The 24,779-nt window shown below is 49.1% G+C and carries 23 protein-coding genes; 10 read left to right on the top strand and 13 right to left on the bottom strand.

Translation table 11 applies throughout. The features are described 5' to 3' along the window. Positions 1–133 precede the first annotated feature (133 nt). Complete coding sequence (locus HYX48_05500; GenBank protein MBI2743354.1) at positions 134–1,168, bottom strand: autotransporter domain-containing protein; 1,035 nt, start codon at positions 1,166–1,168, stop codon at positions 134–136. A gap of 55 nt (positions 1,169–1,223) precedes the next feature. On the opposite strand from HYX48_05500, the gene xerD reads away from it, so the two are divergent. Further along, entirely contained in the window at positions 1,224–2,096 is an 873-nt protein-coding gene (gene xerD, locus HYX48_05495) for a site-specific tyrosine recombinase XerD (GenBank protein MBI2743353.1), read from the top strand. 159 nt (positions 2,097–2,255) lie between these two features. Here xerD and HYX48_05490 read toward each other — a convergent pair whose 3' ends face one another. From HYX48_05490 to gatC, 7 genes are all read right to left on the bottom strand, one after another. Beyond that, positions 2,256–5,336, bottom strand: coding sequence for an efflux RND transporter permease subunit (locus HYX48_05490; protein MBI2743352.1), 3,081 nt, complete (start codon positions 5,334–5,336; stop codon positions 2,256–2,258). A gap of 144 nt (positions 5,337–5,480) precedes the next feature. Beyond that, the gene (locus HYX48_05485; protein MBI2743351.1) at positions 5,481–6,581 is read right to left on the bottom strand and encodes an efflux RND transporter periplasmic adaptor subunit; all 1,101 of its coding nucleotides are present in this window, start codon (positions 6,579–6,581) and stop codon (positions 5,481–5,483) included. Beyond that, entirely contained in the window at positions 6,578–8,131 is a 1,554-nt protein-coding gene (locus HYX48_05480) for a TolC family protein (GenBank protein MBI2743350.1), read from the bottom strand. The genes HYX48_05485 and HYX48_05480 overlap by 4 nt, the downstream gene beginning before the upstream one ends. A gap of 338 nt (positions 8,132–8,469) precedes the next feature. After that, positions 8,470–8,922 (bottom strand): IS200/IS605 family transposase, encoded by a 453-nt coding sequence (gene tnpA / locus HYX48_05475; protein ID MBI2743349.1) that lies wholly within the window; start codon positions 8,920–8,922, stop codon positions 8,470–8,472. A 355-nt stretch (positions 8,923–9,277) separates the two neighbouring features. Then, positions 9,278–10,741: an Asp-tRNA(Asn)/Glu-tRNA(Gln) amidotransferase subunit GatB gene (gatB, locus tag HYX48_05470; protein MBI2743348.1), complete on the bottom strand. Its 1,464-nt coding sequence runs from the start codon at positions 10,739–10,741 to the stop codon at positions 9,278–9,280. Next, complete coding sequence (gene gatA, locus HYX48_05465; GenBank protein MBI2743347.1) at positions 10,738–12,201, bottom strand: Asp-tRNA(Asn)/Glu-tRNA(Gln) amidotransferase subunit GatA; 1,464 nt, start codon at positions 12,199–12,201, stop codon at positions 10,738–10,740. Before gatA ends, gatB begins: the two co-directional genes overlap by 4 nt. A 14-nt stretch (positions 12,202–12,215) precedes the next feature. Then, positions 12,216–12,512, bottom strand: coding sequence for an Asp-tRNA(Asn)/Glu-tRNA(Gln) amidotransferase subunit GatC (gatC, locus tag HYX48_05460; GenBank protein ID MBI2743346.1), 297 nt, complete (start codon positions 12,510–12,512; stop codon positions 12,216–12,218). A 64-nt stretch (positions 12,513–12,576) separates the two neighbouring features. Here gatC and HYX48_05455 point away from each other — a divergent pair, with 64 nt between their 5' ends. The 4 genes from HYX48_05455 (at position 12,577) to HYX48_05440 (ending at position 15,167) form a co-directional block, all read left to right on the top strand. Beyond that, on the top strand, positions 12,577–13,332 hold the full coding sequence (locus tag HYX48_05455) for a hypothetical protein (protein ID MBI2743345.1): 756 nt from the start codon (positions 12,577–12,579) through the stop codon (positions 13,330–13,332). A gap of 8 nt (positions 13,333–13,340) precedes the next feature. Beyond that, positions 13,341–13,592 carry a DUF378 domain-containing protein gene (locus tag HYX48_05450; GenBank protein MBI2743344.1) on the top strand — a complete coding sequence of 84 codons (252 nt, stop codon included), beginning with the start codon at positions 13,341–13,343 and terminating at the stop codon, positions 13,590–13,592. A gap of 82 nt (positions 13,593–13,674) precedes the next feature. Then, positions 13,675–14,148 (top strand): hypothetical protein, encoded by a 474-nt coding sequence (locus tag HYX48_05445; GenBank protein MBI2743343.1) that lies wholly within the window; start codon positions 13,675–13,677, stop codon positions 14,146–14,148. A 125-nt stretch (positions 14,149–14,273) separates the two neighbouring features. Further along, the gene (locus tag HYX48_05440) at positions 14,274–15,167 is read left to right on the top strand and encodes a TIGR01777 family protein (GenBank protein MBI2743342.1); all 894 of its coding nucleotides are present in this window, start codon (positions 14,274–14,276) and stop codon (positions 15,165–15,167) included. Here the strand turns inward: HYX48_05440 and HYX48_05435 are convergent. Further along, positions 15,153–15,533, bottom strand: coding sequence for a hypothetical protein (locus HYX48_05435; protein ID MBI2743341.1), 381 nt, complete (start codon positions 15,531–15,533; stop codon positions 15,153–15,155). The genes HYX48_05440 and HYX48_05435 overlap by 15 nt on opposite strands. A 128-nt stretch (positions 15,534–15,661) precedes the next feature. Between HYX48_05435 and HYX48_05430 the strand changes: the two genes are divergently transcribed. From HYX48_05430 to HYX48_05420, 3 genes are all read left to right on the top strand, one after another. After that, positions 15,662–15,931: a hypothetical protein gene (locus HYX48_05430; protein ID MBI2743340.1), complete on the top strand. Its 270-nt coding sequence runs from the start codon at positions 15,662–15,664 to the stop codon at positions 15,929–15,931. A 316-nt stretch (positions 15,932–16,247) separates the two neighbouring features. Beyond that, entirely contained in the window at positions 16,248–16,886 is a 639-nt protein-coding gene (locus HYX48_05425) for a YIP1 family protein (GenBank protein ID MBI2743339.1), read from the top strand. A gap of 10 nt (positions 16,887–16,896) precedes the next feature. Continuing rightward, positions 16,897–17,502 carry a hypothetical protein gene (locus tag HYX48_05420; protein ID MBI2743338.1) on the top strand — a complete coding sequence of 202 codons (606 nt, stop codon included), beginning with the start codon at positions 16,897–16,899 and terminating at the stop codon, positions 17,500–17,502. Positions 17,503–17,634: 132 nt separating this feature from the next. Here the strand turns inward: HYX48_05420 and HYX48_05415 are convergent, their stop codons facing one another. The 4 genes from HYX48_05415 to HYX48_05400 all read right to left on the bottom strand — a co-directional run bounded on the left by HYX48_05415 (position 17,635) and on the right by HYX48_05400 (position 22,095). After that, complete coding sequence (locus HYX48_05415; protein MBI2743337.1) at positions 17,635–18,552, bottom strand: hypothetical protein; 918 nt, start codon at positions 18,550–18,552, stop codon at positions 17,635–17,637. Further along, a complete protein-coding gene (gene recN / locus HYX48_05410; protein ID MBI2743336.1) occupies positions 18,549–20,168 on the bottom strand; it encodes a DNA repair protein RecN in 1,620 nt (539 codons plus the stop codon). Before recN ends, HYX48_05415 begins: the two co-directional genes overlap by 4 nt. Beyond that, positions 20,165–21,061 carry a ribonuclease HIII gene (locus tag HYX48_05405; GenBank protein ID MBI2743335.1) on the bottom strand — a complete coding sequence of 299 codons (897 nt, stop codon included), beginning with the start codon at positions 21,059–21,061 and terminating at the stop codon, positions 20,165–20,167. The genes recN and HYX48_05405 overlap by 4 nt, the downstream gene beginning before the upstream one ends. Before the next feature lie 254 nt (positions 21,062–21,315). Beyond that, positions 21,316–22,095 (bottom strand): hypothetical protein, encoded by a 780-nt coding sequence (locus HYX48_05400; protein MBI2743334.1) that lies wholly within the window; start codon positions 22,093–22,095, stop codon positions 21,316–21,318. A gap of 197 nt (positions 22,096–22,292) precedes the next feature. Here HYX48_05400 and HYX48_05395 point away from each other — a divergent pair, with 197 nt between their 5' ends. Together HYX48_05395 and HYX48_05390 are read left to right on the top strand one after the other, a co-directional pair. Then, positions 22,293–22,700 (top strand): helix-turn-helix domain-containing protein, encoded by a 408-nt coding sequence (locus tag HYX48_05395; protein ID MBI2743333.1) that lies wholly within the window; start codon positions 22,293–22,295, stop codon positions 22,698–22,700. A gap of 15 nt (positions 22,701–22,715) precedes the next feature. Beyond that, positions 22,716–24,770, top strand: a complete 2,055-nt coding sequence (locus HYX48_05390) for a thioredoxin domain-containing protein (GenBank protein MBI2743332.1) — start codon at positions 22,716–22,718, stop codon at positions 24,768–24,770. Positions 24,771–24,779 lie beyond the last annotated feature (9 nt).

Raw genomic sequence — 24,779 nt, 5'->3', positions numbered from 1 at the left:
ATTTAGGGATGCGATATTCCCCACGTTCCGCTTCGCTACACGCGGGGCTAGCGCCTGTCGCCGCTACCGCGGCTAAATCCTGTTTTCTAATCTTTTCTTATCTTGTCTATCCTGTTACTCTTTGCCTTAAAAGCTAGAAGTGGAGCTTGGCGCTGAGAACGAGGCCCTGGAAGTTCAGGTTTCCTCTTTCGCGTATTCCTACTCCGCGCATGTCGCTAGATGTAAAGAGGTAGAGCTGATTCTGGTTGAACCAGACGATATACTCCCATCCCAGATCGATCTCTAAGCGGTAGCGATTTTTGCTGCTGCCTGGCTCTAAGTGAAAGCCGAGCATGATTTCGACCTCTGGTGCGAGGTCGAAGAAGTGGTCGTGTAGATTGACATAGACGCCTCTTCTTGGAGGAAGGATAGTATTGAGAGTTTCAGTAAACTCTTCTGTTACGTGAAACTTACCTCCGACGATTGACGCTGAAATATTTCCAAAAAAACCAAAATGCGGGGTGATTGCCCACTGGGAGTCTAAACCTGCACGCAGTCCGAGTCCGCTGAAATCGTTGTCCATGTCTTGATCATGAGCAATGGAGCCCGATCCGTTGCTATAGAGATAGTCGATATCGTAGTCCTGGTTGATCCATGCGCCTCTGAGGCCAATCTGGGGACGCAGTTTAAGTTTTGGAAGGATCTCATAACGACGTCCAACTTCGAAATCTAAGGTGTTGTACTGCATCTTTAGCTTAGCTGAGCTCGATTGAACCTCACCTAAAACAAACCCCTGGTTATCCAAAACAGAGTAGATGGGATTAAGGGCAGGATCTCCAGAGTGAGAGGCAGATTTTTTTCCTTCAGTTCTAAAGCGTGTCCAGTTCAGCCAGAGGTCCCATGTTCGTTCTGGAACGATGTATCCTGCTCCCACGCGAAATCCGGGGTCCCACTTGAAGCTCGGCTTATAAGCTTTTCCTTTTTTTACGGAATTGGGGCTGGGGTTAGAGGATCCCTTTACACCCGAAACTGCGAACTCGAGCCCCTCTTCATGCATCTCCCAATAGAGAAAATCCGCGTTAAAGAAGAGGCCGATCTCTTTATTCACAGCTTCTTCGTGTGTAGCATCAGCATATAGCGCAGATGTCAATAGAGTTGCAGATGCAAGAAGAAAACGGGTATGCTTCATTTGAGTGCACTCCTTTAGAAGTTTAAGCGCTGGTTATAACTCAACTAAAATTTTTATGAAAGATCTGGTTTCAGATTTTCTCTCTTATCTCGCTTCAGAAAAGGGGCTCGCAAGAAACACGCTCATCGCTTACGAACAGGACCTTGAGCACTTCTTTTCCGTTCTTGAAAAACGGAAGATTGAAGAGATCTCGCTTGTTACAGAAGAGACGATCATCGCATTTCTCGCTTATCTTAAAGATAAGCAGTATGCCAGCAGCACGATCTGCAGAATGCTCGTTGCGGTGAAGGTCTTTTTTCGCTTTCTAAAGCGCGAGCGCAAAATTGCGCACGACGCGACGAGCTATCTCGATAGCCCAAAAATGTGGCAGCTGATTCCAGAGGTGCTCTCCATCGAAGAGATGAGAAGGCTTCTTGAAACTCCGGATGTCACTACCATGCAAGGAGCGCGCGATAAGGCGATACTAGAGGTTCTCTATGCCTCGGGTCTGCGCGTTTCAGAGGTGTGCGGGCTCAACATCCAGGATCTGGATGATCTTTCAATCCGCGTAAAAGGAAAAGGGGGGAAGGAGCGGATTGTGCCGATTGCCAAGGTGGCAGTGGATGCGGTCGACCACTACTTGATCAACTTTCGCAAAGCTGCAGAAGATGAGAGTGCGGTATTTGTCACGCCAAAAGGAAAGCGGATCGATAGGATAGAGGTGTGGAAGAGGGTAAAGTTCCACGCAAAGGCTGCACAAATTCTTAAGGAGATTTCGCCACACACCCTTCGCCACTCGTTTGCAACGCATCTGCTTGAAAACGGAGCTGATCTGCGCGTCATCCAAGAGATGCTCGGGCATGCAAGCATCGCCACAACCGATCGCTACACCCACATCAGCCAGAAGCATCTGAAAAACGCCTTCGAATCCTTCCACCCCCGCCCGTAAGAGGAGAGGGGAAGAAGATCGGGCACCGGCACGGGCACGCACACGTTCACGAAAGAAAGAAAAAAAGGATGGGTAGATCTATAGAAAACACTCCGAATTTTCGTGAACGTGCCCGTGTGCGTGCCCGCGCCCGATCTTCTCCCATTCTTTTCTTTTTCCTTATCCCTTTGCTTCTTTCTTTTTGAGTTTCTCTTTGAGGAGTTCGAGGTAGACGTAGATGACGGGAGTGAGGTAGAGGGTAAGGATCTGAGAGAAGATAAGGCCGCCAACGATGACAACCCCAAGTGATTTTCTGCTCTGTGCTGTCATGCCGCCAAAGCCGATTGCAATCGGCACGGCTCCCATCATTGCCGACAGTGTGGTCATGAGAATGGGGCGGAAGCGGACGAGACACGCATGTAGAATTGCATCGTGCGGGGCCTTCTTCTCTTTGGCTACAGATTCATTTGCAAAATCCACCATGATAATTCCGTTTTTCATCACGATGCCAAGAAGCATGATGATCCCGACAAAAGCATAGAGAGAGAGCGTGTAGTTGAAGATTACAAGAGAGAGAAGTCCTCCAAGCGCTGCGGGGGCAAGAGTTGACATCACGGCAATTGGGGGCAGGAAATTCTCATAGAGAATGCCGAGAATGAGATAGATCACGAAGATCGTGATGAGCAGAAGGAAGTTTAAGGTGGCAAATGAGGAGGTGAAGACGTTCGCAGTTCCTGCAGCAATGCCGACAAGAGTCGTTGGAAGCGTCTCTTTTGCGACGCTGTCTAGATTTTTTAGTGCGTCGCTTAGAGAGACTCCAGCAGCGAGGTTAAAGGTAATCGTCACAGAGGGGAGACCATTTAAATGGTTCTCTGTGAGGGGTCCTACTCCTTCTGTTGTCTTAATGACAGCTGAGAGGGGGACGAGATCTCCCTTCGAGGAGCGGAGCCAGATCTGCTTTAGATTGTCTGGAGCCCGATAAAACTTTGGAATGGTCTCCATGATCGCATAGTACTGGTTTTGGGGCTCATTGATTGGGGAGAGGTAGGTGCCGGCATAAGCGAGGCCAAGCGCATTTTCGATCTGCCAAGCAGAGATGTTGAGGATCGAGGCGCGGTCGCGTTGAATTTCAACCTGTAGTTGCGGCTGGTTCATGTCGAGGTCTGAAGTTACGCTGGTAAAGCCTTTCAGCCCGCGTATTTTTTTCTCCATGATATCGCCATACTTGTACACATCGTCAGCGTTTATCCCCTGAATGACATACTGGTAATCTCCTTTAGCCGTGCTCGTTCCCACATCCAGGTTGATGAGAGGTAGAGGCCTTAAGAACATCTGAAGCCCAGGAATGGGAGCGAGCTTCATGTAGAGCTCTTTTGTCACTTCTAGAATGGGGCGGCGCTCCTTAAATGGTTTGAGCTTAATGAAGGTGATTCCCTGGTTGTCCTGCGGATTTGCACCGATGCTGACTACAGCTTCGACGTTGGGATCATTCATGAAGAGCTCTCCAGTCTGACGCTGAAATTTTCCGGTCAGAAAGGGGGAAGTTCCATCTGTGGTTTTTGTGAATCCCTGAATAAAGCCGACATCATCTCCAGGAAGGAAGTCCTTGGGTAGAATGGCAATGAGATAGAAGGTTCCGATGACGCTTAAGACTGCCGCTGTCAATACACTCTTCTTGTGTTTAAGTGCCCACTCAAGCGTAGGGCGGTAGTAGCTAACGAGTTTTTCGTTGAATCTTAATGAGAAGCGCTCCATGCGGCTCTCTTTCTCCCTCCGTTGAGGAATCATTCGGCTGCAGAGAAGTGGGGTTAGAGAGAGGGAGACGAACCCGGAGATTAAAATGGCCGTCACGATAGTAACGGCAAATTCATTTAAGATCCTTCCGACGATGCCTGCCATGAAAACAAGGGGAATAAAGACGGAGGCGAGCGACAGGGTCATTGAGAGAATAGTGAAGCTGATCTCTTTAGATCCATTTAATGCGGCGTCGTAGGTCTTCTCTCCCTGTTCAACGTGACGCACGATATTCTCTAAAACGACGACGGCATCGTCGACCAGAAACCCGATCGCAAGGGTGATTGCCAGCAGTGAAAGAACGTCGATCGTAAACCCCATGAGTTTCATCACAATGAAAGTTCCGATCACTGTAATCGGGATAGTAATGGCGGGGATAAAGGTGTTCACCACTCTTCCGAGGTAGATGAAGATAACCGCAACGACAAGGCAGAGGGCGATGAGTAGCGTCCACTTCACATCGTCCACGGCTTCGATGATATAATCTGACTGGTCATACATATTATAAAGAGAGACCGATGCGGGCAGCTGTTTTTCCAGCACTGGAAGAGCAGCTTTAATCCGCTTGATTACATCGAGGGTGTTTGCGCCAGCCTGCTTCTGAATCCCGAGCGCTACCATATCCTGGTTGACTTCCGAGGTTAAGAAGCGAAAGGTGTACTTATCATTTTGGAGACTGTCGAGCGCGTAGCCGATGTCGCTAAACCGGACGAAGGAGCCATTATCGTTTTTGATGATGATGTTGTTGTACTCTTCTGCCTCATACATCTGGCCATTGGCTGAAATTGTGAACTCGTCGTTCTGGCCGAAGAGCGTTCCTGTAGGAAGGTAGACGTTTGCTGTACGAATAGTATCGCTTAACGAGTTGATATCGATTCCTCGCGCTGCGAGTTTCTGAGGATCGACACGGAGACGCACTGCGTAAGGAGAGCCGTAGGTCTGTACTTGGGCAACACCTTCGATGATGTTGAGCTGTTGAGCAAGAACGCTATATCCATAGTCATAGAGATGGTAGAGAGGAACTGTAGGTGAAGTAACGGTGAAGATCATGATCGGCGTCGCTGTCGGATTCACCTTGGTATAGGTCGGAGCATAAGGCAGGTCTTTGGGAAGGTGAGGAGTAGCCGCATTGATCGCAGCTTGCACATCGGGCGCTGCGAGGTCGATCGAGCGGTCGAGATGGAAAGAGAGGACGATAACCGCGCTGCCCGAATAGCTTGTGGATGAGATCGTCTGGATGCCTTGGAGCGTCGTGAACTGCTGCTCGAGAGGCACGATCACGTTATTAGTGATCGTTTTTGGATCGGCACCAGGATAGGTGACATTAACCTCAATGGTGGGGAAGTCGACGCTGGGAAGGTCACTCACAGGCATCGACTGGTAGGCCAGAATTCCAAAAAATGTGATGGCAACCATCACAAGAGTTGTCATTACAGGTCTTTTAATAAACGTTTCTGAGATGTTCATTCATTACTCCAGTAGGAAGATAGGCAGCAAATAGCTTGCTGCAGCTTTGCAAAATTAATTTTCAAATTGCAGGCCGTAGTGCAGGAATACTGTCCTGCAATTTGAAAATTGATTTTGCTTTGCTTCGCTAGCGCTCTTTGTTACCTATTTTCCTCCTGGAGTAATGCTCACCACTGCAACTTTAGCACCGGGATAGAGGTTGATCTGCCCTTGAAGAACAACGGTCTCTTGAGGCTGCAGCCCCTGAAGAACGATTGTGTTATCCTCTTCGCGTTGACCGAGCTCTACTGGTCTTAACTCCACAGTCTGGTCGGATTTCACCACGTAGACATAGTGGCCTTGTTGGCCGAGCTGGATAGATTGAGTAGGCAGGAGAATCGCATCCTTTGCTACTCCTAAAATTAGCCTAACGTTTGCGAACTCTCCGGGCCAGAGACCCATCTCTGCATTTGGAAAGGTGGCTCGCAGCAGGATGGTGCCTGTGCTCTCGTCAACCTGGTTGTTAATCAACGTGAGCTCTCCTTCGAAACAGGAGTTTAGATCTTCGTTCAAGTAGGCAAGAGTCTTCAATTGGCCGGTGCGCTGGAGTTTCTGGATCTGAGGAAGGTCCTTCTCTGGGACATAAAAATCCACGTAGATGGGGGTTACTTGATTGAGAACCATGAGGGGGTTCGAGCCTCCCTTGTCGACATAGTTACCCACTTCGACATTAAGCACGCCCGCAATCGCATCCATCGGAGCATTTATGTGGCAGTAGCCAATGTTGAGTTTTGCAATTTCAATGTCGGCGAGATTCTCTTTGATGGTTCCCTTATCTTCTAAAACATTTGTCACATACTGGTCGTAATCGAGCTGGGAGACAAACTCCTCTTGTACAAGAGAGGCGTATCTGTGTGTCTTCTCCTCGTTAAATTTTAAGCTTGCGATGGTGCGCGAAAGAGCGCCCTCTGCTTTGTGAAGATCTGCGATGTAGGGACGATCATCGATTAGGAGAAGAGGAGAGTCTTTTTTAACCAGCTGCCCTTCTGTGAAATATTTGGCCATGATCGTGCCGGCAATTTGAGAGCGGACTTCGACCGTCACAAATGGAGTGACGTGCCCGACATACTCTTTATATAGCGCGACATCAGTCTGGGTGGGCTGAACAACAGCAACAGGTGCAAGACGAGGCGCCTGTGCTGGCGGCTTAGAGCATTGGGTAAGAGAAAGGAGGCATAGGGAAGAAAATATGAGAGTTTTTTTCATGGGAGCTCCTCCGAGTTTGGATGCTCGCTGCACTTTGGATAACCGACCTCTTCAATCGTCGAGGCTCTAATGGCAGGAGCTGGTTGAACGATACTGTCGACAACATTTTGAGTATGAATGCCCGTTGCATAGGCAAGGGTTGCAAGTGATGTGTACCACTGCTGCTGGCCGTTTGCGAGTTTTGCACGCGCATCGGAAAGAAAGCTCTGAGCTGAGATCACATCGATAATGTTTGCTGTGCCGGCCTTGTATTTGCTGAGAGAGACTCTGTACTGTTTGGCCGCAGCTTTAAGATACTTGTCCGCGTAGGTGAGTGCTTGATGAGAGACTTTTACATTATAGTGGGATGTGGTGATCTCTTTGATAATTGAGAGCTGCTTCTGTCTTAAAGTTGCTGACGACTCATCTCTTTTTGCGCGCGCTTGACGCAGATTGTTAATAGTCTGAAAGCCGCTGAAGAGAGGGAAGTTGAGCGAGAGGGCTGCGATGTAGTCGTAGTTATCGTGCACGCCTCCTGTAAAGTAGGTGCGGCCGATGTTGAAGTTGAACTGGACCGTCGGATAGAAGGCCTGCGTTGCAGCTTTTACCGCGTACTCCTTCGACTTCAGATCAGACTCTCCTGCTTTTAAATCGTATCGCTCTTGCAGTGCAAGAGTTAGTAGATCGTCGACATTCTTAATCATCGGCTCGTTGGGGAGGTCTTTGGGAAGCCCTTCAACATTGAAGCAGAAGGTCGCTGGAAGTCCCATGTCGTTTAAAAGTGTGGCGTAGGCATTTTCCACTTCTTGCTTCTGCTCTACAAAGAGGGTCTCTTTCTGCATTAGATCTGTTGTAGCTTGCAGCACGTCGGAGACGTCGGCAACACCGCTCGTTAGCTTCTGATCTGCCGATTGAAGTGTCGTCTTCGCTGTCTCAACATCTGCCTGATAGGCGTCAAGAAGCTGCTTCTGGTAGAGGTAGCTGTAATAGTCGAGGGTAATCGTCTGCAGTACATTTTGGATGGCGCGGTTGTGAGTGAAATCCGCGTAGTAGAGCGCTTCTCGCGCTGCAAGGCTGGTGAGCCGCGTCTGTCCAAAGTCTAGAACCTGGTAGGAGAGTTGCAGCGCAGGGCCCCACTGGCTGTAGATGACCTCTTGGAGGTTGGTAGGGGTTGGAGCGGTCTGCAATCCTGGAGGGTTAAAAGCTGGGCTAATAAAAATTGGGATGCGTAGGTGCTCGTAGTTAAAGACGCCAGTGGCTGTAGGAAAGAGAGGGCTTTGCGACTGTCCATACTTCGCAGCAGCCTCTCTGGCCTGCGCCCATGTCAGTTGCGTTTGGGTGTTGTTGCGAAGTGCGATATCGACCAGCTCAGCTAGTGTAAGTGGCGACTCTTGTTCGGGATAGGTAACGGGGAAAAGTCGACGAAGTTTCGGCTCTTCACGTGGCGTCCAGTACTTATCCGATGTAGTTGGCGCAAAGCTATTCGGCGACAAGACAGCGCTATCGGGCAAGCAGCCCGTGCACAACAATAAAATACCAAAAGTAGAAGATAGAAGGGTTGTATTTCTCATACAGTAGAACCCTTCTTAGAACGCTTTCAAATTCCGTTCAACTAAAAAAACTCCCCACGTTCCGCTTTGCTTCACGCGGGGCTAGCGCCTTGCGCCACTTCCGTGGCTCGGAGAGAAGGAGGGGAGGGCTTCCATTCCCCACGTTCTGCTTCGCTTCACGCGGGGCTAGCGCCTTGCGCCACTTCCGTGGCTAAGAGAACGGGATCCTTTTCTTAATCGCGGAAGCGATGTCAGGCGCTAGCCCCGCGTGAAGCGAAGCGGAACGTGGGGAACAATAACACCCTCCACCTTATTCTTAGCCGCGGAAGCGGCGTCAGGAGTTTGCGAAAAATAAAGAGTCATCCCAGGACAAATCGATCGTCGTATTTTACTCTATGGCACGCTAGAAATTTAAGATATTCTTCCTCGAATGACATCGTCGAATGATGTTGTTTCTGATTCTGAATATACTTTTTTACTTCTTCCAAACCTGAAAAACTAACAGAAAAGGATCCATAACCTTCTTGCCATGCAAAATCTTTTAGATCATGAGACTGCTTGTGAATCCAAAGTGATGAGCTTGCTTTTACATCTCGAATGAGGTGAGAAAATTTATCCAGATTACTGACCTCCACTAATAAATGGATATGATCAGACATTCCTCCAACTTCTATCAAATGGCCGTTTTGTTTCTTAACGATTCCTCCTATGTATGAATAGAGAGAAGATTGAAGTCCGGAGGTAATCCAGCAGCGCCGCTCTCTCGTGGACCAGATAAGATGGAAAAAATGAATTCTATACGAATGAGACATGCTCTTTCTTTGCTTGATATTTCACAGAAATTTTATAATAAAATATCTTGTTTATATCGATTTTTTTCTCAACAGCCCTCTTTCGCCACTTCCGTGGCTCGGAGAGAAGGAGGGGAGGGCTTTCATTCCCCACGTTTCGCTTCGCTTCACGCGGGGCTAGCGCCTTACGCCACTGCCGTGGCTAAGAGAACGGGATCCTTTTCTTAATCGCGGAAGCGATGTCAGGCGCTAGCCCCGCGTGAAGCGAAGCGGAACGTGGGGAACAATAACACCCTCCACCTTATTCTTAGCCGCGGAAGCGGCGACACAAACTTCTTTCATCGCTACCGTGGCGAAATCTCTATTTGCAGGCGAGTTATTTCAGCTTTTTGGTGAGCAGCTCGCCAACAACAGTGGGAGAGGCCTTGCCTTTGGTCTGCTTCATCACTTGTCCGACGAGGAAGTCGAAGGCGCGGCCCTTGCCGGCCTTGAAGTCTGCAATCGATTGCGGGTTGTCTAGAAGCACCTGATCGACGATCGGCTCGATCGAGGCGGTCTCGTGTACGGGGAGGAAGTCTGGATTCTCTTTTACGATCTCTTCGGGATCTTTTTCTGGGTGCAGCATCATCTCGTCTGCGACGAGTTTTGCGATCTTACCCGTAATTGTTCCCTTGTCGATTAAGTTGACGAGCTTTGCGACATACTCGCTGCGGATGCCAGCTTCTTGAATCGTTCTGCCGCTCTCTTTTACGCGGCCTGCGAATTCGATGGTGATCCAATTGCATAGGCTCTTCGCATTGGAGCATTTTTTTAGCGCCTCTTCGAAGTAGTCGGATAGAGGCTTCTCATTGATGAGAACCGAAGCAGAGTAGGGGGTAAGTTTTAGCTCTTCGATGTAGCGCTTAAACTTCTGATGTGGCAGTTCTGGGAGCGATCCGCGTATTTCTTCGATGTAAGCATCAGAGAGAAGAAGGGGAGGAAGGTCTGGCTCCGGGAAGTAGCGGTAGTCGGCCGCCTCTTCTTTCTGGCGCATCAGAACCGTCTCCTTTTTTTCTAAGTCGAAACGGTAGGTTCCTTTGGAAATTACCAGATCGGGATTCTCATGAGGCTGGAGAGTGTAGGCGCGGATCTGGCGGCGAATTTCAGATTCGATCGCCATCTCCATGTGAGTAAAGGAGTTGAGGTTTTTAATCTCGATCTTGTTGCGAAGAGTGCTCTCATTTTTTGGCCGAACTGAGATGTTCACATCAAAGCGGAGCGATCCCTCATCCATGTTGCAGTCTGAGGCGTCGAGATAGAGCATGATGGCGCGTATTGCCATCGCATAGCTCGCAGCTTCCTTAGGAGAGTGTATGCAAGGTTCTGAGACGATTTCGAGAAGTGGAACACCTGCACGATTGTAGTCGACACCTGCGAAGTTGCTAAAGTGTTTCAACATGCCAGCATCATCTTCTAGATGTGCGCGGTTGATAAGAAAGTGCTTTGTTACTCCCTCAACATCCGCCGTAATGGCACCACCTAAAATAATCGGCTCATCATACTGCGTGATCTGAAAATTTCTTGGGCTGTCAGGGTAGAAGTAGGATTTGCGGTCGAACTTGCTGAAGTGCTGCACACGCGCGCCTACTGCGCAGCCGAATTGTACGGCTTTGCGGACGGCCTCCTTGTTGATCACGGGAAGAGAGCCTGGCTGACCTGTGCACACCTCTGTGATGTTGGTATTGGGCTCGTCGCCAAAACGGTTCGGAGCTGTGCTAAACATCTTCGACTTCGTGTTTAGTTGCACATGGATCTCAAGGCCGATAACGGGCTGCCAAGATTCGTAGAGGATGTCGGTCATGAGAAGACTCCAGAAGCAGCTGGTGGATTGTAAGAGAATTTTGTCTGTTTCTCGAAAGCGTGCGCAAGACTTAAGATGACCTTATCGTGCATCACAGGCCCGAGTAGCTGAATTCCCAGAGGTTTTTTATCTCTGCTAAGACCGCAAGGAACGTTGATAGCTGGGATGCCTGCCAGATTAGCGCAGATCGTATAAATGTCCTGTAGGTACATCTGTAGCGGCTCTTGGATAGCGCCAATTGTAAACGCAGGGAAGGGGCATGAGGGCATTGAGATCGCATCGCAGCGGGTAAAGGCCTCTCTCAGTTTTTTAATGATAAGCGCGCGCACCTTCTGCGCCTTTTTGTAGTAGGCGTCCTGGTATCCTGAAGAGAGCACGTAGGTCCCAAGTAGGATGCGATTTTTCACTTCAGGGCCAAACCCCTCTTGTTTAGAGAAGTCGTAGATCTCATCTAGGGTCGTTGCACGCGGAGAGCGCACTCCGTAACGGATTCCATCGAATCGCGCCAGGTTGGTAGAGGCTTCGGCGGTTGCGACGATGTAGTAGGTGGCGATCGAATGCTTAAGCACGTTAAGGTCGATGTCGATGATCTCAGCGCCTAGGCTTTTAAATGTTTGAACAGCCTGCTTGAAGGCCTCTTGCATCTCGGGATTTAAATCTTCGAGAAAGCTCCATGGCACCCCGATCTTCTTTCCAGACATGTTATCGGAAAGGTGTTTCGAATAGGGCTCTGCTGGGTGATTGATGCTTGTTGAATCCTTTTCGCAGTGGCGTCCAATGACCTCCATCATGAGAGCCGCGTCCTCAACAGAGTTCGCAAGAGGGCCGATCTGATCCAGAGAGGAGGCGAAGGCGACTAGTCCGTAACGGGAGACTCTGCCGTAAGTAGGCTTAAAACCAACAGTGCCGCAAAATGCTGCGGGCTGGCGGATAGAACCGCCTGTATCGCTGCCTAAGGCCAGAGGGCAGAGGCGCGCTGAGACGGCGGCTGTTGAACCTCCAGACGAGCCCCCTGGAGAGCAGGAGAGATTCCAGGGATTTCTAGTTGGGTGAAATGCAGAATTTTCAGTTGAAGAGCCCATCGCAAACTCATCGAGATTTGTCTTGCCGATGAGAAGAGCATCCTCCTCTTCCAGAAGAGAGGTTACAGTCGCATCAAAAACGGCACGGTAGTTAGCAAGAAAGCGAGAACCACAGGTAGTCAGCTCTCCCTTCACATGCATATTATCTTTCAGTGCAACAGGGACCCCCGCCAGCTTGCCAAGAGGCTTGCCCGCCTTGCGCTTCTCGTCTAGAGCCTCTGCTTTTTTACGAGCGCGCTCTTTAAAGACGGCTAGAAAGGCCTCTGTTTTTGGGTCGATCTTCTCTATGCGAGATAGGCTGTTTTCAACGATTTCAACAGCTGAAAGAGCTCCGCTTTTAAAAGCAGATGTTAGGGCGGTTGCTGAGAGTTCGTGAATTTTTGTTTTATCTGTCATGGTTTCATCACCGGGGGTACGCGTACCATTCCTCCCGTGTGGGCAGGGGCGTTGGATAGAAAGAGCTCGCGGCTTAAAAGGCCCTCCACTCTATCCTCGCGGGTCACATTAACTTGGGTTTCAAGTACGCTTCTGCATGGCGCAACATCTTCAGTATCAACAGCTTTTAACTGATCGATGTAGGAGAGAATATTTCTCAGGCTGTGTAAAAGTTTTTTTTGCTCAGCCTCAGAACACTCGATACGACAGAGTTTTGTGAGCTTCAGCAGGTCCTTTTCGTCGAACTCGGTCATAGTGGTATTTACAAAATAAAGATAATGGTGGATATGTTAATCATCTTAGAGGGAATAGTCAAGTATGCGCGATATCATTGTCTATGTAGACCAGGGAGTTTCGGGAGAAGCCCTGCGTCAGACTGTTAAAGGCCTCCAGCAGGAGGTTGATCTAACCCAGCACACTATTAAGCGCATGGATGCCAAACAGCTGATTACCGATCCTTGGGAAAAGGAGACGGCGCTTGTAGTTATGCCTGGGGGAAGAGATGTCTACTACCACTCTGCACTTGATGGAATCGGGACACAGAAGATACGCAGGTTTGTAGAGGCGGGGGGCTCCTATTTGGGACTCTGCGCGGGCGCCTACTTCGCATCCGAATCGATAGAATTCGAAAAAGGGGGCAGACTCCAAGTTTGCGGAAGAAGGTCTCTCGAGCTCTATCCGGGCATTGCCGTTGGCCCCGCTTATGGTCCTGGGAAGTACAGCTACGAAAACGATCAGGGGGTCGAAGCTGCTCACATCTCTTGGGGAGATGAAGAGTGCTTTGCCTATTTTAACGGAGGCTGCTATTTTGAATCTCCGCACCAATTTTCGAATGTGCGGATTTTAAGTTCATATCTCAATCTCGAAGAGCGTCCCGCAGCGATGATTGAGTGTAAAGTTGGAAATGGAAGAGCACTTTTAAGTGGAGTGCATATCGAATTCAACTCTGCTCTGCTCGGACGCGGAAGCCGCTATTTTGAGCGTGTCTATCCGCTTCTTGAGAAAGCTGAGAATAAGAGAAGAGAGATCTTCCAAGAAGTTTTGAAGAGACTGAACATAAATCTCAAACAATAGAGGATTCTATGAAGAAGTGTGTTAGTACTGTTGCTATGTTTCTCGTTGTAATTGGTGCTCTTAACTGGGGACTTTGGGGCTTTTTCCAATTCGACCTAGTTGCTTGGCTCTGCAAAGGCAACACCAACTGGATGAGCCGTGTGATCTACTCGATCATCGGTCTAGCTGGCGTCTGGAGCCTTAAACTCTGCTGCTGCAAATCCTGTGGATCAGGCTGCTCATGCAAATCCGACAAGAAGGGCGGCGGCTGCTGCCGATAGGCCCCTAATCAAGCCTCTTCGGGTTTCCCGAAGAGGCTTCTACATTTAATAAGCTGTAAATATGTAATTTCGCTGAGGAGACATGTCGGGTTGGCTAGGAGATAGGCCTTCGGCCTTCTCTCGGAGCCCCCCAGCGACCCCCTTGCGCTTCACCTCGCTTTGCCAAATCGCGTCCTCGGAGAAGGGGTGTACACAGTACTACCCCGTTGACGCGCTCACCGCGCTCTCCTGTGGGTGCGATTTTGCTGTGCGATCTGAATCGATTGGCTGCTCGAGGCGCTCATCCCACTTCCTACGTCGTGGGTCCCTTTCGCGTCCAGTCGCAGTTGCAGATAAAGAGACTGAAGACCTTTCTCTTCAAACTCTTTGCCTAGCCCTGCGATTGACGCGAAAGGGGCCCCGCAACCGAGACGTTAGTCCGTCGGGGTATGAGCGCATGAGCAGCCGATCGATTCAGATCGCACAGCAAAACCGTAGCGCAGAAAAGCCGAAGGCGTGCAGGGTAGGGCAATGGCCCACTCTGTTTTCGAGCACACGGTTTGGCAAAGCGAGGTGAAGCGCAAGGTGGTCGCGGGAGGTGTGGCGTCAGCGCACACCATCCGACATGTCTATTTGGGCTCTTCGAAAAGGTTCGACAAATAGCTTTATGGCGTAGGCGTTATTTTTAAACTGAAGAAAAATATGAAAATACTTGTTAGTGGTTCAAGTGGGCTTGTGGGGTCTGCTCTAGTTTTGCGGCTAGAGGGGGAGGGACATGAGGTGTGGAAGCTTGTGCGCGCGAAGCCGCAGGCGGAGGGCTCCGTGTTTTGGGATCCGCAGACGGGGCAGTTTGATAGAGAGCAGATGGAGGGCTTCGACGCTCTGGTTCATCTCGCTGGAGAAAACATCGCCGCGCACAGGTGGACTCACGCACAGAAAAACAGGCTCTTCCTCAGCAGATGCCGAGATACCTGGCTTTTAAGCCAGGCTCTAACGCGCCTAAAACAGCCGCCTCACACGCTTATTACAGCCTCCGCCTGCGGATTTTATGGAGATCGCGGTCTGGAGCCTCTAACCGAGGAGAGTCCCAAAGGAAATGGATTTCTTGCTGATCTATGCGGCAGGTGGGAGCAGTCGACAGCCACCGCGGAGGAGTCGGGAATACGCGTTGTGCATGCGCGGTTTGGAATAGGTCTAAGCCCTAAAGGAGGCGCTCTTCAGAAGATGCTCACTCCATTTCGTTTAGGTCTCGGAGGTAGATTGGGAAGCGGCTTGCAGATCATGCCCTGGGTGGCAGTAGAGGATATGGTCGGTGCAATTTCGCATCTTCTGCAAAAGCAGGATATACGGGGAGCTGTAAACATCTGCTCTCCACATTCTGTGCCACAAAAGGAGTTTGCAAAGCTTCTTGCCGAAAAACTGCATCGGCCTGCTTTCTTTCACATTCCAGCTGCAGTGCTACGCCTTCTTCTTGGAGAGATGGCAAATGAGCTTCTTCTTACAAGTGCAAATGTAGAGCCTAAACGCCTCTTGAAGAGCGGCTATGTATTCCGCTATCCAGACTTAAAGGGCTATTTCGACTCACTTATTATATGAATCGAGCTCCTGCTTCAACTTCTGTGTCATGTTGTAGCAGTGGCTGATCTTCGCCTCATCTATCCAGCCCGATGCGCTGTGCACGACGGCATCTACGCTGTTAAGGTACTCTTCAACCACTTCAGGAAAGCTCCCACCCGCCTGCTCAGCCAGTTTTTGCATCTCAGGGCCAAACTTGATGAGATCCCTCTTAGCCTTCTGGTTGGCTAGAGTGACCTGCTCTTGAGAGCCCTCTACCATCAGAACGAGAAGCGAGCCGATATCGATGCTAAACTTATGCTCGAGGTCGCCGATCTGCTGGGTCAGTGAGGAAGAGCGTGGCTCTTTCGGGTTATTAGGCTCTTTTCTCTTTTTAGGGGTGGTCATAGGGGGCTCCTTTTTTAGGTTTACTCCTATATATCCACTTTCGAGATACGGCTCAAATAATTTTTTACATTGCAAAGCCAGAGGCGCTTAGGTTAATTTGGGAGGGCAGAAACAATATAGGTAGACCGATGACATCACTTTTCATGCTTAGCGCCCTCTTCTTGGGCGACATTACTCCTGCAGTGCAGCCAGCTGCTGTGGCCCAAGCCCCAGTCGCGCCGGTTGCTGCTCCAGCCGCCGCTCAAGCTACAACTGCCCAGAATCCAGTTGCTCAGGTTTCTCCATCAGAAGATCTCGATGCTGATGAAGACTTCCTTGAAGGCGAAGACACCCTCGACGAAGAGATCGCTCTCCTCGATGGCGGCGACGACCTCATCGAAGACGACGAAGACCAGTAATCCTCCCCTTTGATCAAGCGAAGCGAGATCCTTGAAGTGCGGTGCTTTCTGCACCGCCCTATTTTTTTACGCCTTTAAATCCGTAGATATCCTAATAGATTAGCGCCATTTTCTTGCCATTATGGAGAGATTCTCTCTCTGATCTTTTTATTAATAAAATTAATTTCTTATAATTACTTTTTAATATTGTAATAATAAATATTTTATTTGTAAGATAAGTCCATGGGGCGGAAATAAGAAGTTAGAGGCCCTCGAGAGGCGCGGGCTATCTGGATAATTACATATCCAGAAGCCTAATTAAGGAAGGGGTAGAGAGATGGCAAAACAGATGAGCAGCAGTCCATGGGTGAAGATGTGGACAAAACCTCGTGAAACGATCCGATCGATCGTCTCCATTGATCCTAACTATCAGATCTGGTGGCTAGCTGCTGTGTATGGTTTTCCAATGCTGCTCAACATGTCTCAGAACATGTCGTTTGCAGCCTCTATCCCTTTATTAATGATTCTGCTGATCGCAGCGATCTTTTGCGCGCCGATCGGGATGTTGGGTTTTATGATTACAAGTGCTCTTGTGCACTGGACAGGTAAGTGGCTGGGAGGGGTCGGCACATTTCAGCAGATCCGAGCAGCAATCGCCTGGTCGAATGTAACTAACCTTGCGACAAGCGCTTTATGGCTGCTGCTTGTTCTTGTGTTTGGCACAGATGTATTCTTTAAAACCTTTCCTCAATTGCCGTTTGAAGGAGCAAGTCTTGCAGTAGTGACGATCATCTTTCTCCTGCAAACAGTTCTATCGATCTGGTCGTTTGTCCTTCTTTTCCAGTCTCTGGCTGAGATCCAAAAGTTTTCAGTCTGGAGAGCCATTCTGAATATCATATTGCCTTTTGTCATCGTGACAATCGCACTCTGGGCAGTATTTGTGTTTGTGTGCTGGGCTATAGGAATGAAAAGTTAAAAGGAGAGATATGGGCAATCTATCTATTAAAAATATAAAAAATCTGATCATCGTAAGCGCAATTAGCTGCATGGCTCTCGCACAGTGCAATCTGTCTGCTGCAGAAGCTCCAAAGGCAAACAGATCGAAAGATAAGAATCTAGAGATGAAGACCTCCTGGCAGGAGTACCACTCTACAATCGGTAGCTGCTCAATGCTCTTTCCGCGTTCTCCTGAGCACGTGAGCGAGAAGATGAGCGATGGTAATAAAGAGGGGTTTGATCTGAAGTATGACGCCTACATCGCAAATGTAGATAAGAAGAGCGTCTTCATGCTTCTTATCGCCCAATACCCAGACTTCGTTGATGAGAGCTATGCGCAGATTAGTTTGGAGAGCTTCTTAAATGGGCTACTCTCACACAACCCTGCTAACCAGCTTATCTTCGCAGACCTCGTTCTCGTTGGGGGAAGAGAGGCTCTCGACTTCTTCATTCGTACAGGCAGCGTCTTCTTCAAAGGACGTGCGATGATGGTGAAGAACAGCCTCTACCTAATGGCAATGGAGTGCGAGATGCAGCACTACGACGAGGCCGACTTCGACCAGTTCATCAACTCATTCAAGCTGGTTAAAAAGTAGCCGAGAAATTTGTAGGTGATTGAAGAGGCATGTCGCAGGGAGGCCCCGAGAGAAAGCGCAGCTTTCCCCTGGCCTACCCGACATGTCTCTTCAGCTAGTAAACTTGCTAAGAGAAATTTTTATAAGAATTGGTTAAAAAGTAGCCGCGAGGTAGACCTTGCCGTAAGCGGCATCGTCATACTTGTAGTATTTTGGGTGGTGGTTGTCTCTGTCTTTAATGAGGATCCAGCCACCAAAATTCCAACCGCCGCCAATTCCAGCTAGAAAGTTTGCTTTGTAGTTATAGTTCAAGTCTAGTTCTGCTCCAGAAGCATAGACTTCAAAGATACCATCTTTAAATTTTCCAATTCCGCCATGAATGCGCCACGGGTGGCGATAGGGCCGCCCGAAGGTCGCATACTTTAATGTAAGCGACCAAGAGGGGTTCATCAGGTAGGAGAGCGAAAGGTCGATCGGGTAGATCGCATTGAGCTGCCACTTCTCTCCAATTCTTGAATCAACACCAATCACAGGCTGCACATACCCATTTTCCATTCCATAGTGGCCATACCAGCCGATGTGAATACCGGTGGTAGCGCTATAGGCGTATCTGCCCCACATAAAGCCGTAATAGACCCCATCCTTGCCGAAATTGAAGCTTCTGGTGTCAACGGTTGCCGAACCTGTAAAAACCCAGCGCCAGCGGTCGATAGAGGTCGAGACCCACCCGAGAGAGCCAACAGCGATATGGTAGTCATCCCCTTTAAAGCGCGGGTTATCTTTCCAGTCGAACTTCATGGCAGAGTAGCCAGCCTCCCAAGAGAGGTAGTTGTTTTCAGAGACGGGGTGGGAGAAGTAGAGGGAGCCAAAACCATCGGCATATTTGACGTGGGAGCCTTCCACAGACTCTGTGCGGAACTTGGCTTTGCCAACCTGTCTATACTCAGATTCGAAATAGAGGCTGGGACGATTTTTTAAAAAGCTGTAGTCGGTGAGCAGGACGTAGGAAGAGGTCGCGAGTTGAATGGGGATAAGTGCGAGTGCGGTATATCGATGCATTTTGAGATTCATTTTGGAACTTTTTCTCCTCCGAGCATTCTGATGAGTTCTTTCTCTTTTTCTAATGAATTGAGCGTCTGGATAGTTGTTGTCGTGCGTCCATCTAGCTCGCTCTTGCGAAGACGCATGTGCTGCTCTGCGAAGCGGGCCAGCTGAGGGAAGTGGGTCACGCAGATCAGCTGTCTAACTTGAGCTAGAGCCTTTAGATTCTGGCCGATTAAAGTAGCAGTCTCTCCACCCACATTCGCGTCGATCTCATCGAAGACGAGGATAGGAGTCTGATTTTTTTCAGCGAGCGTAGTTTTTATCGAAAGAAGTAGACGCGATAGCTCTCCTCCGCTTGCGCACGCCTGTACAGGCAAAAGAGACTCTCCCTTGTTTGCTCTCATTAAAAAGACGAGGAGATCATCTCCAGAGGCGCTTCTCGCTTGCGGCTGAATCTCAAGTTTAAGCTCCGCTGAGGGCATGTTCAAGGCTTGCAGAGAGGTGGTGAGCTCTTTTTGCCATTTTGCAGCACTCTTCTTGCGCTTTTCAGTGAGTTTAGAAGCGAGCGATTCTGTCTCCTGTTGAACTTGAGTTAACTGCTCTCTTATGCTTTTAATCTCTTGATCGAGAGAGTCGAGCTTTTCTAGCTGATCTGACAGTGATTTCTCGTAAAGGGCGATCTCTTCTCTTGTGCTCTTGCCAATTTTACGCTTTAAAAGGTGCATTTTGGCTAGGCGCTCATCCAGGTAGAGCAGTCTTTTAGGATCGGCCTCTTTCTGGTCTAAGCAGCTGTTTAATAGCTCTCCTACCTCTCTGAGCGGGATGAGAGCCTCTTGGAATAGAGGAAGGGTCTTCTCCAGTTCAGGATCGATTTTTGCTACCGACTCAAGTGCGCTCTTAAGTTTAGATAACTGGTTTAGAACCGCGTGGGGAGAGTCTGAAAGGGCTCCCTGAATATTATGAACCTTTTCAAGCAGCTCTTTTCTGCGCGCAAGGAGCTGATATTCGGCAAAGCAGCTCTCTTCTTCGTGCAGGCGCGCCTCTTGAAGCTCCTCAAGTTGATAGGAGAGGAACTCGCTCTCCTGATCTCTCTTTTCGGATAGCTTAACAAGTTTTTCATGTTCTGCTTTAAGAGCGTTCTCTTTTTCCCAAGAGCCTTCAAACTCTTTTCGGAGGTCTACCGCTTCGGCATAGAGATCTAAGAGCTCGCGCAAGTTTTCGATCTGTTTTAGCTCTTGATGTGAGCTCTGATCGATGAGATCACAGAGGGAGCAACCCACTTTTTGTAGAACTGGAAGAGGCACTGTCTGGCAGTTGATCTGCGCCCGACTCTTGCCATCGGCGGTGAGCTGGCGGCTGATGATGAGCATCTCACTGGGATCGTAATCGATCCCAAACTCTTCAAGAATTTTCCAGGTTGGCGACGAGTCGTCGAGTTGAAAGGTCGCCTCTACGCTCGCTTTATCGGCGCCCGTTCTCAAAAGATTAGTCTGCGCTCTTTTTCCCAGAATGAGACCAAGCGCGGTTAAGACGATCGTCTTGCCCGCTCCCGTCTCACCAGTGAGCACATTCAGCCCTTTTTCAAAAGAGATCTCTGCACTTTCAATCAGAGCTAGATTTTTGATAAGAAGACGGTAGATCATAGAAGGGTGCGGAGGATGTCGTCTCGGGTTTTAAAGTGGAGCTTAGCAACTTTTCCAAGCGCTTCTTCCCCTAGTTTGTGCACGATGATTCTTCCCGTTTCAAGAACCTTCTTTGAGGCTCCTTTTGGCAGGGGAATAGCTATCTGCTGCCCCAGCTCTTCTAATCCCTGCAGAAAGGCCGCGCGCGCGAGGATCGATGCGGCAGCGACGACAGGATCGCTCTCCGCTCCATGGCGTTGAGTGAGGTTGACATCGAGCTTTTTACTTTTTAGTGCCGAGATAACCAGGTGTTCGCTTGCAAACTGGTCGATGATCACATTCTGGCAGCTCGTCTTTGTTACGAGCTCGCCAATTGCAGTCGCATGTCCCCAAGCGAGAAGGCGATTTAGATTCTTGAAATTCCCGTAGAGCTCATTGTACTTCGGAGGCGAAATTCTGACGATGCTGTGGGCGAAATTTTGACGGATCTTCTTGCTTAAAGCGATCACCGCAGCGTCGCTCATCTGCTTGCTATCGCGCACACCAATCGAAATTAGCTCTTTGACCTTCTCCTCGCCAGCTTGCACTCCAGCGATGCAGAGAGGGCCGAAGAAGTCCCCTTTGCCGGCCTCATCGATACCAATGCGCGGTGTGAGATCCACATTGACTTCGGGGTAGCTGTAGGAGACGTTTTTTAATATCTCCGGTTCCAGGTAGTAGGTGATGAACTCATCCATCCCTTTGCCCTGCACGGTGAGCTTCCCAGAGGTGTAGAGAGTGCAGGAGACCCCCTCTTTTACCGCAGAGAAAAAGGTGTAGGGGGGCATGGTCAGGGTGAACCCCTTTTCAGCGAGATCCTCTCGCATCTTCTGAGCGAGGCTAGTGTCGATTGTAGCTACAAAACAAGATGGCATTTGGCAGACTTAAGCGCTTTTTTCCGCCATGTATAAACGAAACCCTCCAAAACAATCCAAGGAAATGTTGTTGCGCTAACAGGAGATGGAAAGGTCCTCTTTGATTGAGCGAAGCGAAATCCCTGGAGTGCGGTGCTCTGCACCGCCTTGGCTTCTCCCGAGAAGAATATTCTCAATAAAACCCAAAAAATTAAGGCGGCGCGGAGCGCCGCACTCCAGGGATTTCGCTTCGCTCAATCAAAGAAAGATGGATATTATAAAATGGTGCAGAAGCAGGAGGCTTTTTTAGGGGGAGTGTAAGATTCGATAAGACCTAAGAGTTCTTGGCGCCAGGGGTGCTCCTTCTTTCGAGGTTCTGCCCATGTACTGGTGCTATCGCTACTGCTGCTGCTTTCGCTCTCTGAACTTGTGGACTCTGATTTGCTCTCTTCGCGCTGCGATCCTTTCTTCTCTTTTCTAAGCTCCCAGGCCTTGGCCCAGGCGCCCAATTCCCAAGGTGCAGGGATCTCTACGTAGGATAACGGGCCGTTTTTAATAGAAAGATCCTCTTCGACTCTAACAAATTTAAAGGTCTTTTTGGCGACAGATCTCACTTGCTCATCGGGGAACTCTTCGCAAAGTTTATAAGCGCGTCTCATTTCAGAGTGTGTAACGAGTGCATTTAAATTATGCTTTTTTGACGCTAGATCTTCTGCGCTTGTGGGAGGGATGTCATTGTAGGCGATGCAAAAGATAAGAGGGATGAGTGGCTTTCCCTCATGTTCTCTCTTGTAATTTTCAAAGATAAGGCTAACTAGCACAGCCTTGCAGGATCGAGCAATTGCGTTTCCACCAGAGTCGATAGGGACCTTTAAGAAAGGCCTGTTTTGAAGGTTTTTCTGCCCCATTAGAGCATAATCATAGACTTGTTTGATTTTGGGGTCTTTTCGAAGAATAGTCTTCGCATGGACGTAACGACAGTGGCTGAAACCGAAGACGACAATTTCTTCAGCGCTTCCACAAACTTTTTGAATAGAACCGAAAGTAGATGTCATTTTGTTTTGTTTGTTTTATTAAATTGTTAATTTGTAATTACAATTATATATAAAAAATACTTTAATTTCAATAAATTGCTTGATTGTGTAAGTTGTTGGTTTTTAGAGTGTTGTGGAGGGTTGTGAATTAGGTTTTGCATATTTGACGCATGTGGTAAAGATAGAGGACTGTTTTTAGACAGGTTTGGAGGGTTTTTATGAGTGAAGAGTTAAAGCGCGTAGGTGCGCTTTTGAAAGGGAAGAGAAAAGAGCTTAATCTCTCGTTAAAAGAGGTTGAGAATTCAACGTCGATTAGGTCCTCCTACATCGAGGCGATCGAAGAGGGGCAGATTCAGCAGCATGTGGCTGGGGTCTACGCAATGGGCTTTATGAGGCAATACTCCTCGTTTTTGGGGCTAGACACAGAAAAGATCATGAAAGAGCATCCACACGCGTTTAAAGTGCCTGCAGAGAAGCATGACTTCTCCTATGGAATCGGGACTTTAGAGGTCAGAGGAAGCATGGGAGGGGGCGTAAAGTGGTTTCCCAATCTCGTCTGGGCGGGAGCCTCAGCACTCGTTCTAGTTGTAGCGTGGTATCTCGCTAAGTATCTAGGGGTTATCTAAAAGGGCAGATCTCTCATGGCCACACCCCCCTATACCAACCGGCTAATCCACGAGAAGTCTCCCTATCTTCTCCAGCATGCGCACAACCCGGTTGACTGGTACCCTTGGGGGAGAGAGGCCTTTGAAGCGGCAAAAACCGCCGATAAACCGATTTTTCTATCTATTGGCTATGCCACCTGCCACTGGTGCCATGTGATGGAGCGCGAGTCGTTTGAAAATCCCGAGCTTGCAAAGCTGATGAACGAGACCTTCATCTGCATCAAGGTCGATCGGGAAGAGCTCCCACATGTGGATAGCATCTACATGGAGTTTGCCCAAGCTCTCATGGGAACGGGGGGAGGATGGCCTCTCAATGTGATTTTGACGCCAGATTTAAAGCCCTTCTTTGCGGTTACCTATCTGCCTCCCAACGGGCGGCAGGGATTGATCGGCTTCGATCAGTTCATACTGCAGATTAAGCAGCTCTGGGCAGGAGAAGAGAGGCTTCAACTCGTAGAGCAGGCGAGCCGGCTTGTTCAGACCTTTGCAAATGCAGTTGAAACAAAAGGCGACGAGCTTCCCGACGAAGAGCAGATTTCAAATGCGATCGACGTGATCTTTCAAACTGCAGATCCAGTTTTCGGCGGGGTGCGCGGAGAGCCAAAGTTTCCCATGGGCTATCAGGCCGACTTTCTTCTCTCCTACGCAAAGACGGAAGAGGAGAGTCGCGCGCTCTTCTTTGTTGAACTCACGCTTGAGATGATGCACAGGGGTGGAATCTACGACCATCTCGGCGGTGGCTTTTCGCGCTACTCTACCGATGAGAGGTGGATGACTCCTCACTTTGAGAAGATGGCCTACGACAATGCTATTCTCGCTAAGACCTACCTTCAAGCGTGGAAGTTCACTGGAAAACCAGTATTTCGCCAGATTGTTGAAGAGACGCTTACCTATGAGCTTCGTGAAATGTGCAGCTCCGAAGGAGGGTTCTACTCGGCTCAAGATGCAGATACAGATGGACACGAGGGGCTCTTCTACACCTGGACACCCGCAGAAATTCGCGAAGTTCTATCTCCAGAGGATGCCAACCTCTTTTGCAAGTACTATGGAGTTACCGAGGCTGGAAATTTTGAAGGCAGAAATGTTCTCTATATCGAAACTCCTTTAGAGCAGCTTTTAGAGGGTAAAAAAGATCTCATTGATGCCGCTTCCGCGCGTCTTGCAAAAGCGCGAGTCGCGCTTTTTGAAAAGCGTGCAAAGCGCCCAGCGCTGTTTAAGGATGATAAGATTCTCTGCTGCTGGAATGGACTCATGATCGATACGTTTGCTCATGCAGGTGCAGCTTTGGAAAGAGAGGATTTTACAGCGGCCGCAGTGAAAGCAGCAGAACTGATTCACGGTCAGCTCTGGAAGGATGGAAAGCTGCTAAGGCGTCTGCGCGAAAAAGAGGCGGGATGTGCGCCTGCGCTTGAGGACTACGCTTTTCTAATTAGAGGCTTATTAACTCTTTTTGAATATGGCCGTGGCGTCCACTGGCTTGAGTGGGCGATAGAGCTCTCTGAAGTTCTCTTCCACCGTTTTAAAGCACCGAAAGGAGCCTTCTATCACACGGAAGAGGAGATCGTTGTTCGCAAGTGTGAGTTCTATGATGGAGCAGAACCTTCAGGGAACGGGGTCCACTGTGAAAACCTTCTGCGTCTCTACCAGCTAACTAAAGAAGAGACCTACTTGAGGCAAGCTGAGGACATTCTGAAGGCAGCAAAAAATTATATGGAGACATATCCACCTGGCGCCTGTTATCTTCTGATGGCGCTTCAACGCTATCTCGATCTACGTGCCCCCACACTCGTTGTAGCACTTGATGAGAAGCGCTCTCTTGAAAAGGAGATCAAAGGGTGGCTGGCAAAACGGTTTTCTCCTCATCTAGAAGTGATCTGGAAGTATGGAAGCGAGCTCGATCTTCTTCTGCCAGAGGAGTCTGAAAAAACGCCTATCGATGGTAAGACGGCAATTTACATCTGTAGACAGAATCTGTGCGAAGCTGCGATCACTGAAAGAGACAAGATAGAAAAAGCGATCCTAAACTTATAATTTGCGGAT

It is taken from the genome of Chlamydiales bacterium, from assembly GCA_016185065.1.
Lineage (GTDB): Bacteria > Chlamydiota > Chlamydiia > Chlamydiales > Rhabdochlamydiaceae.
This window is presented reverse-complemented; position numbering and strand designations above follow the sequence as displayed.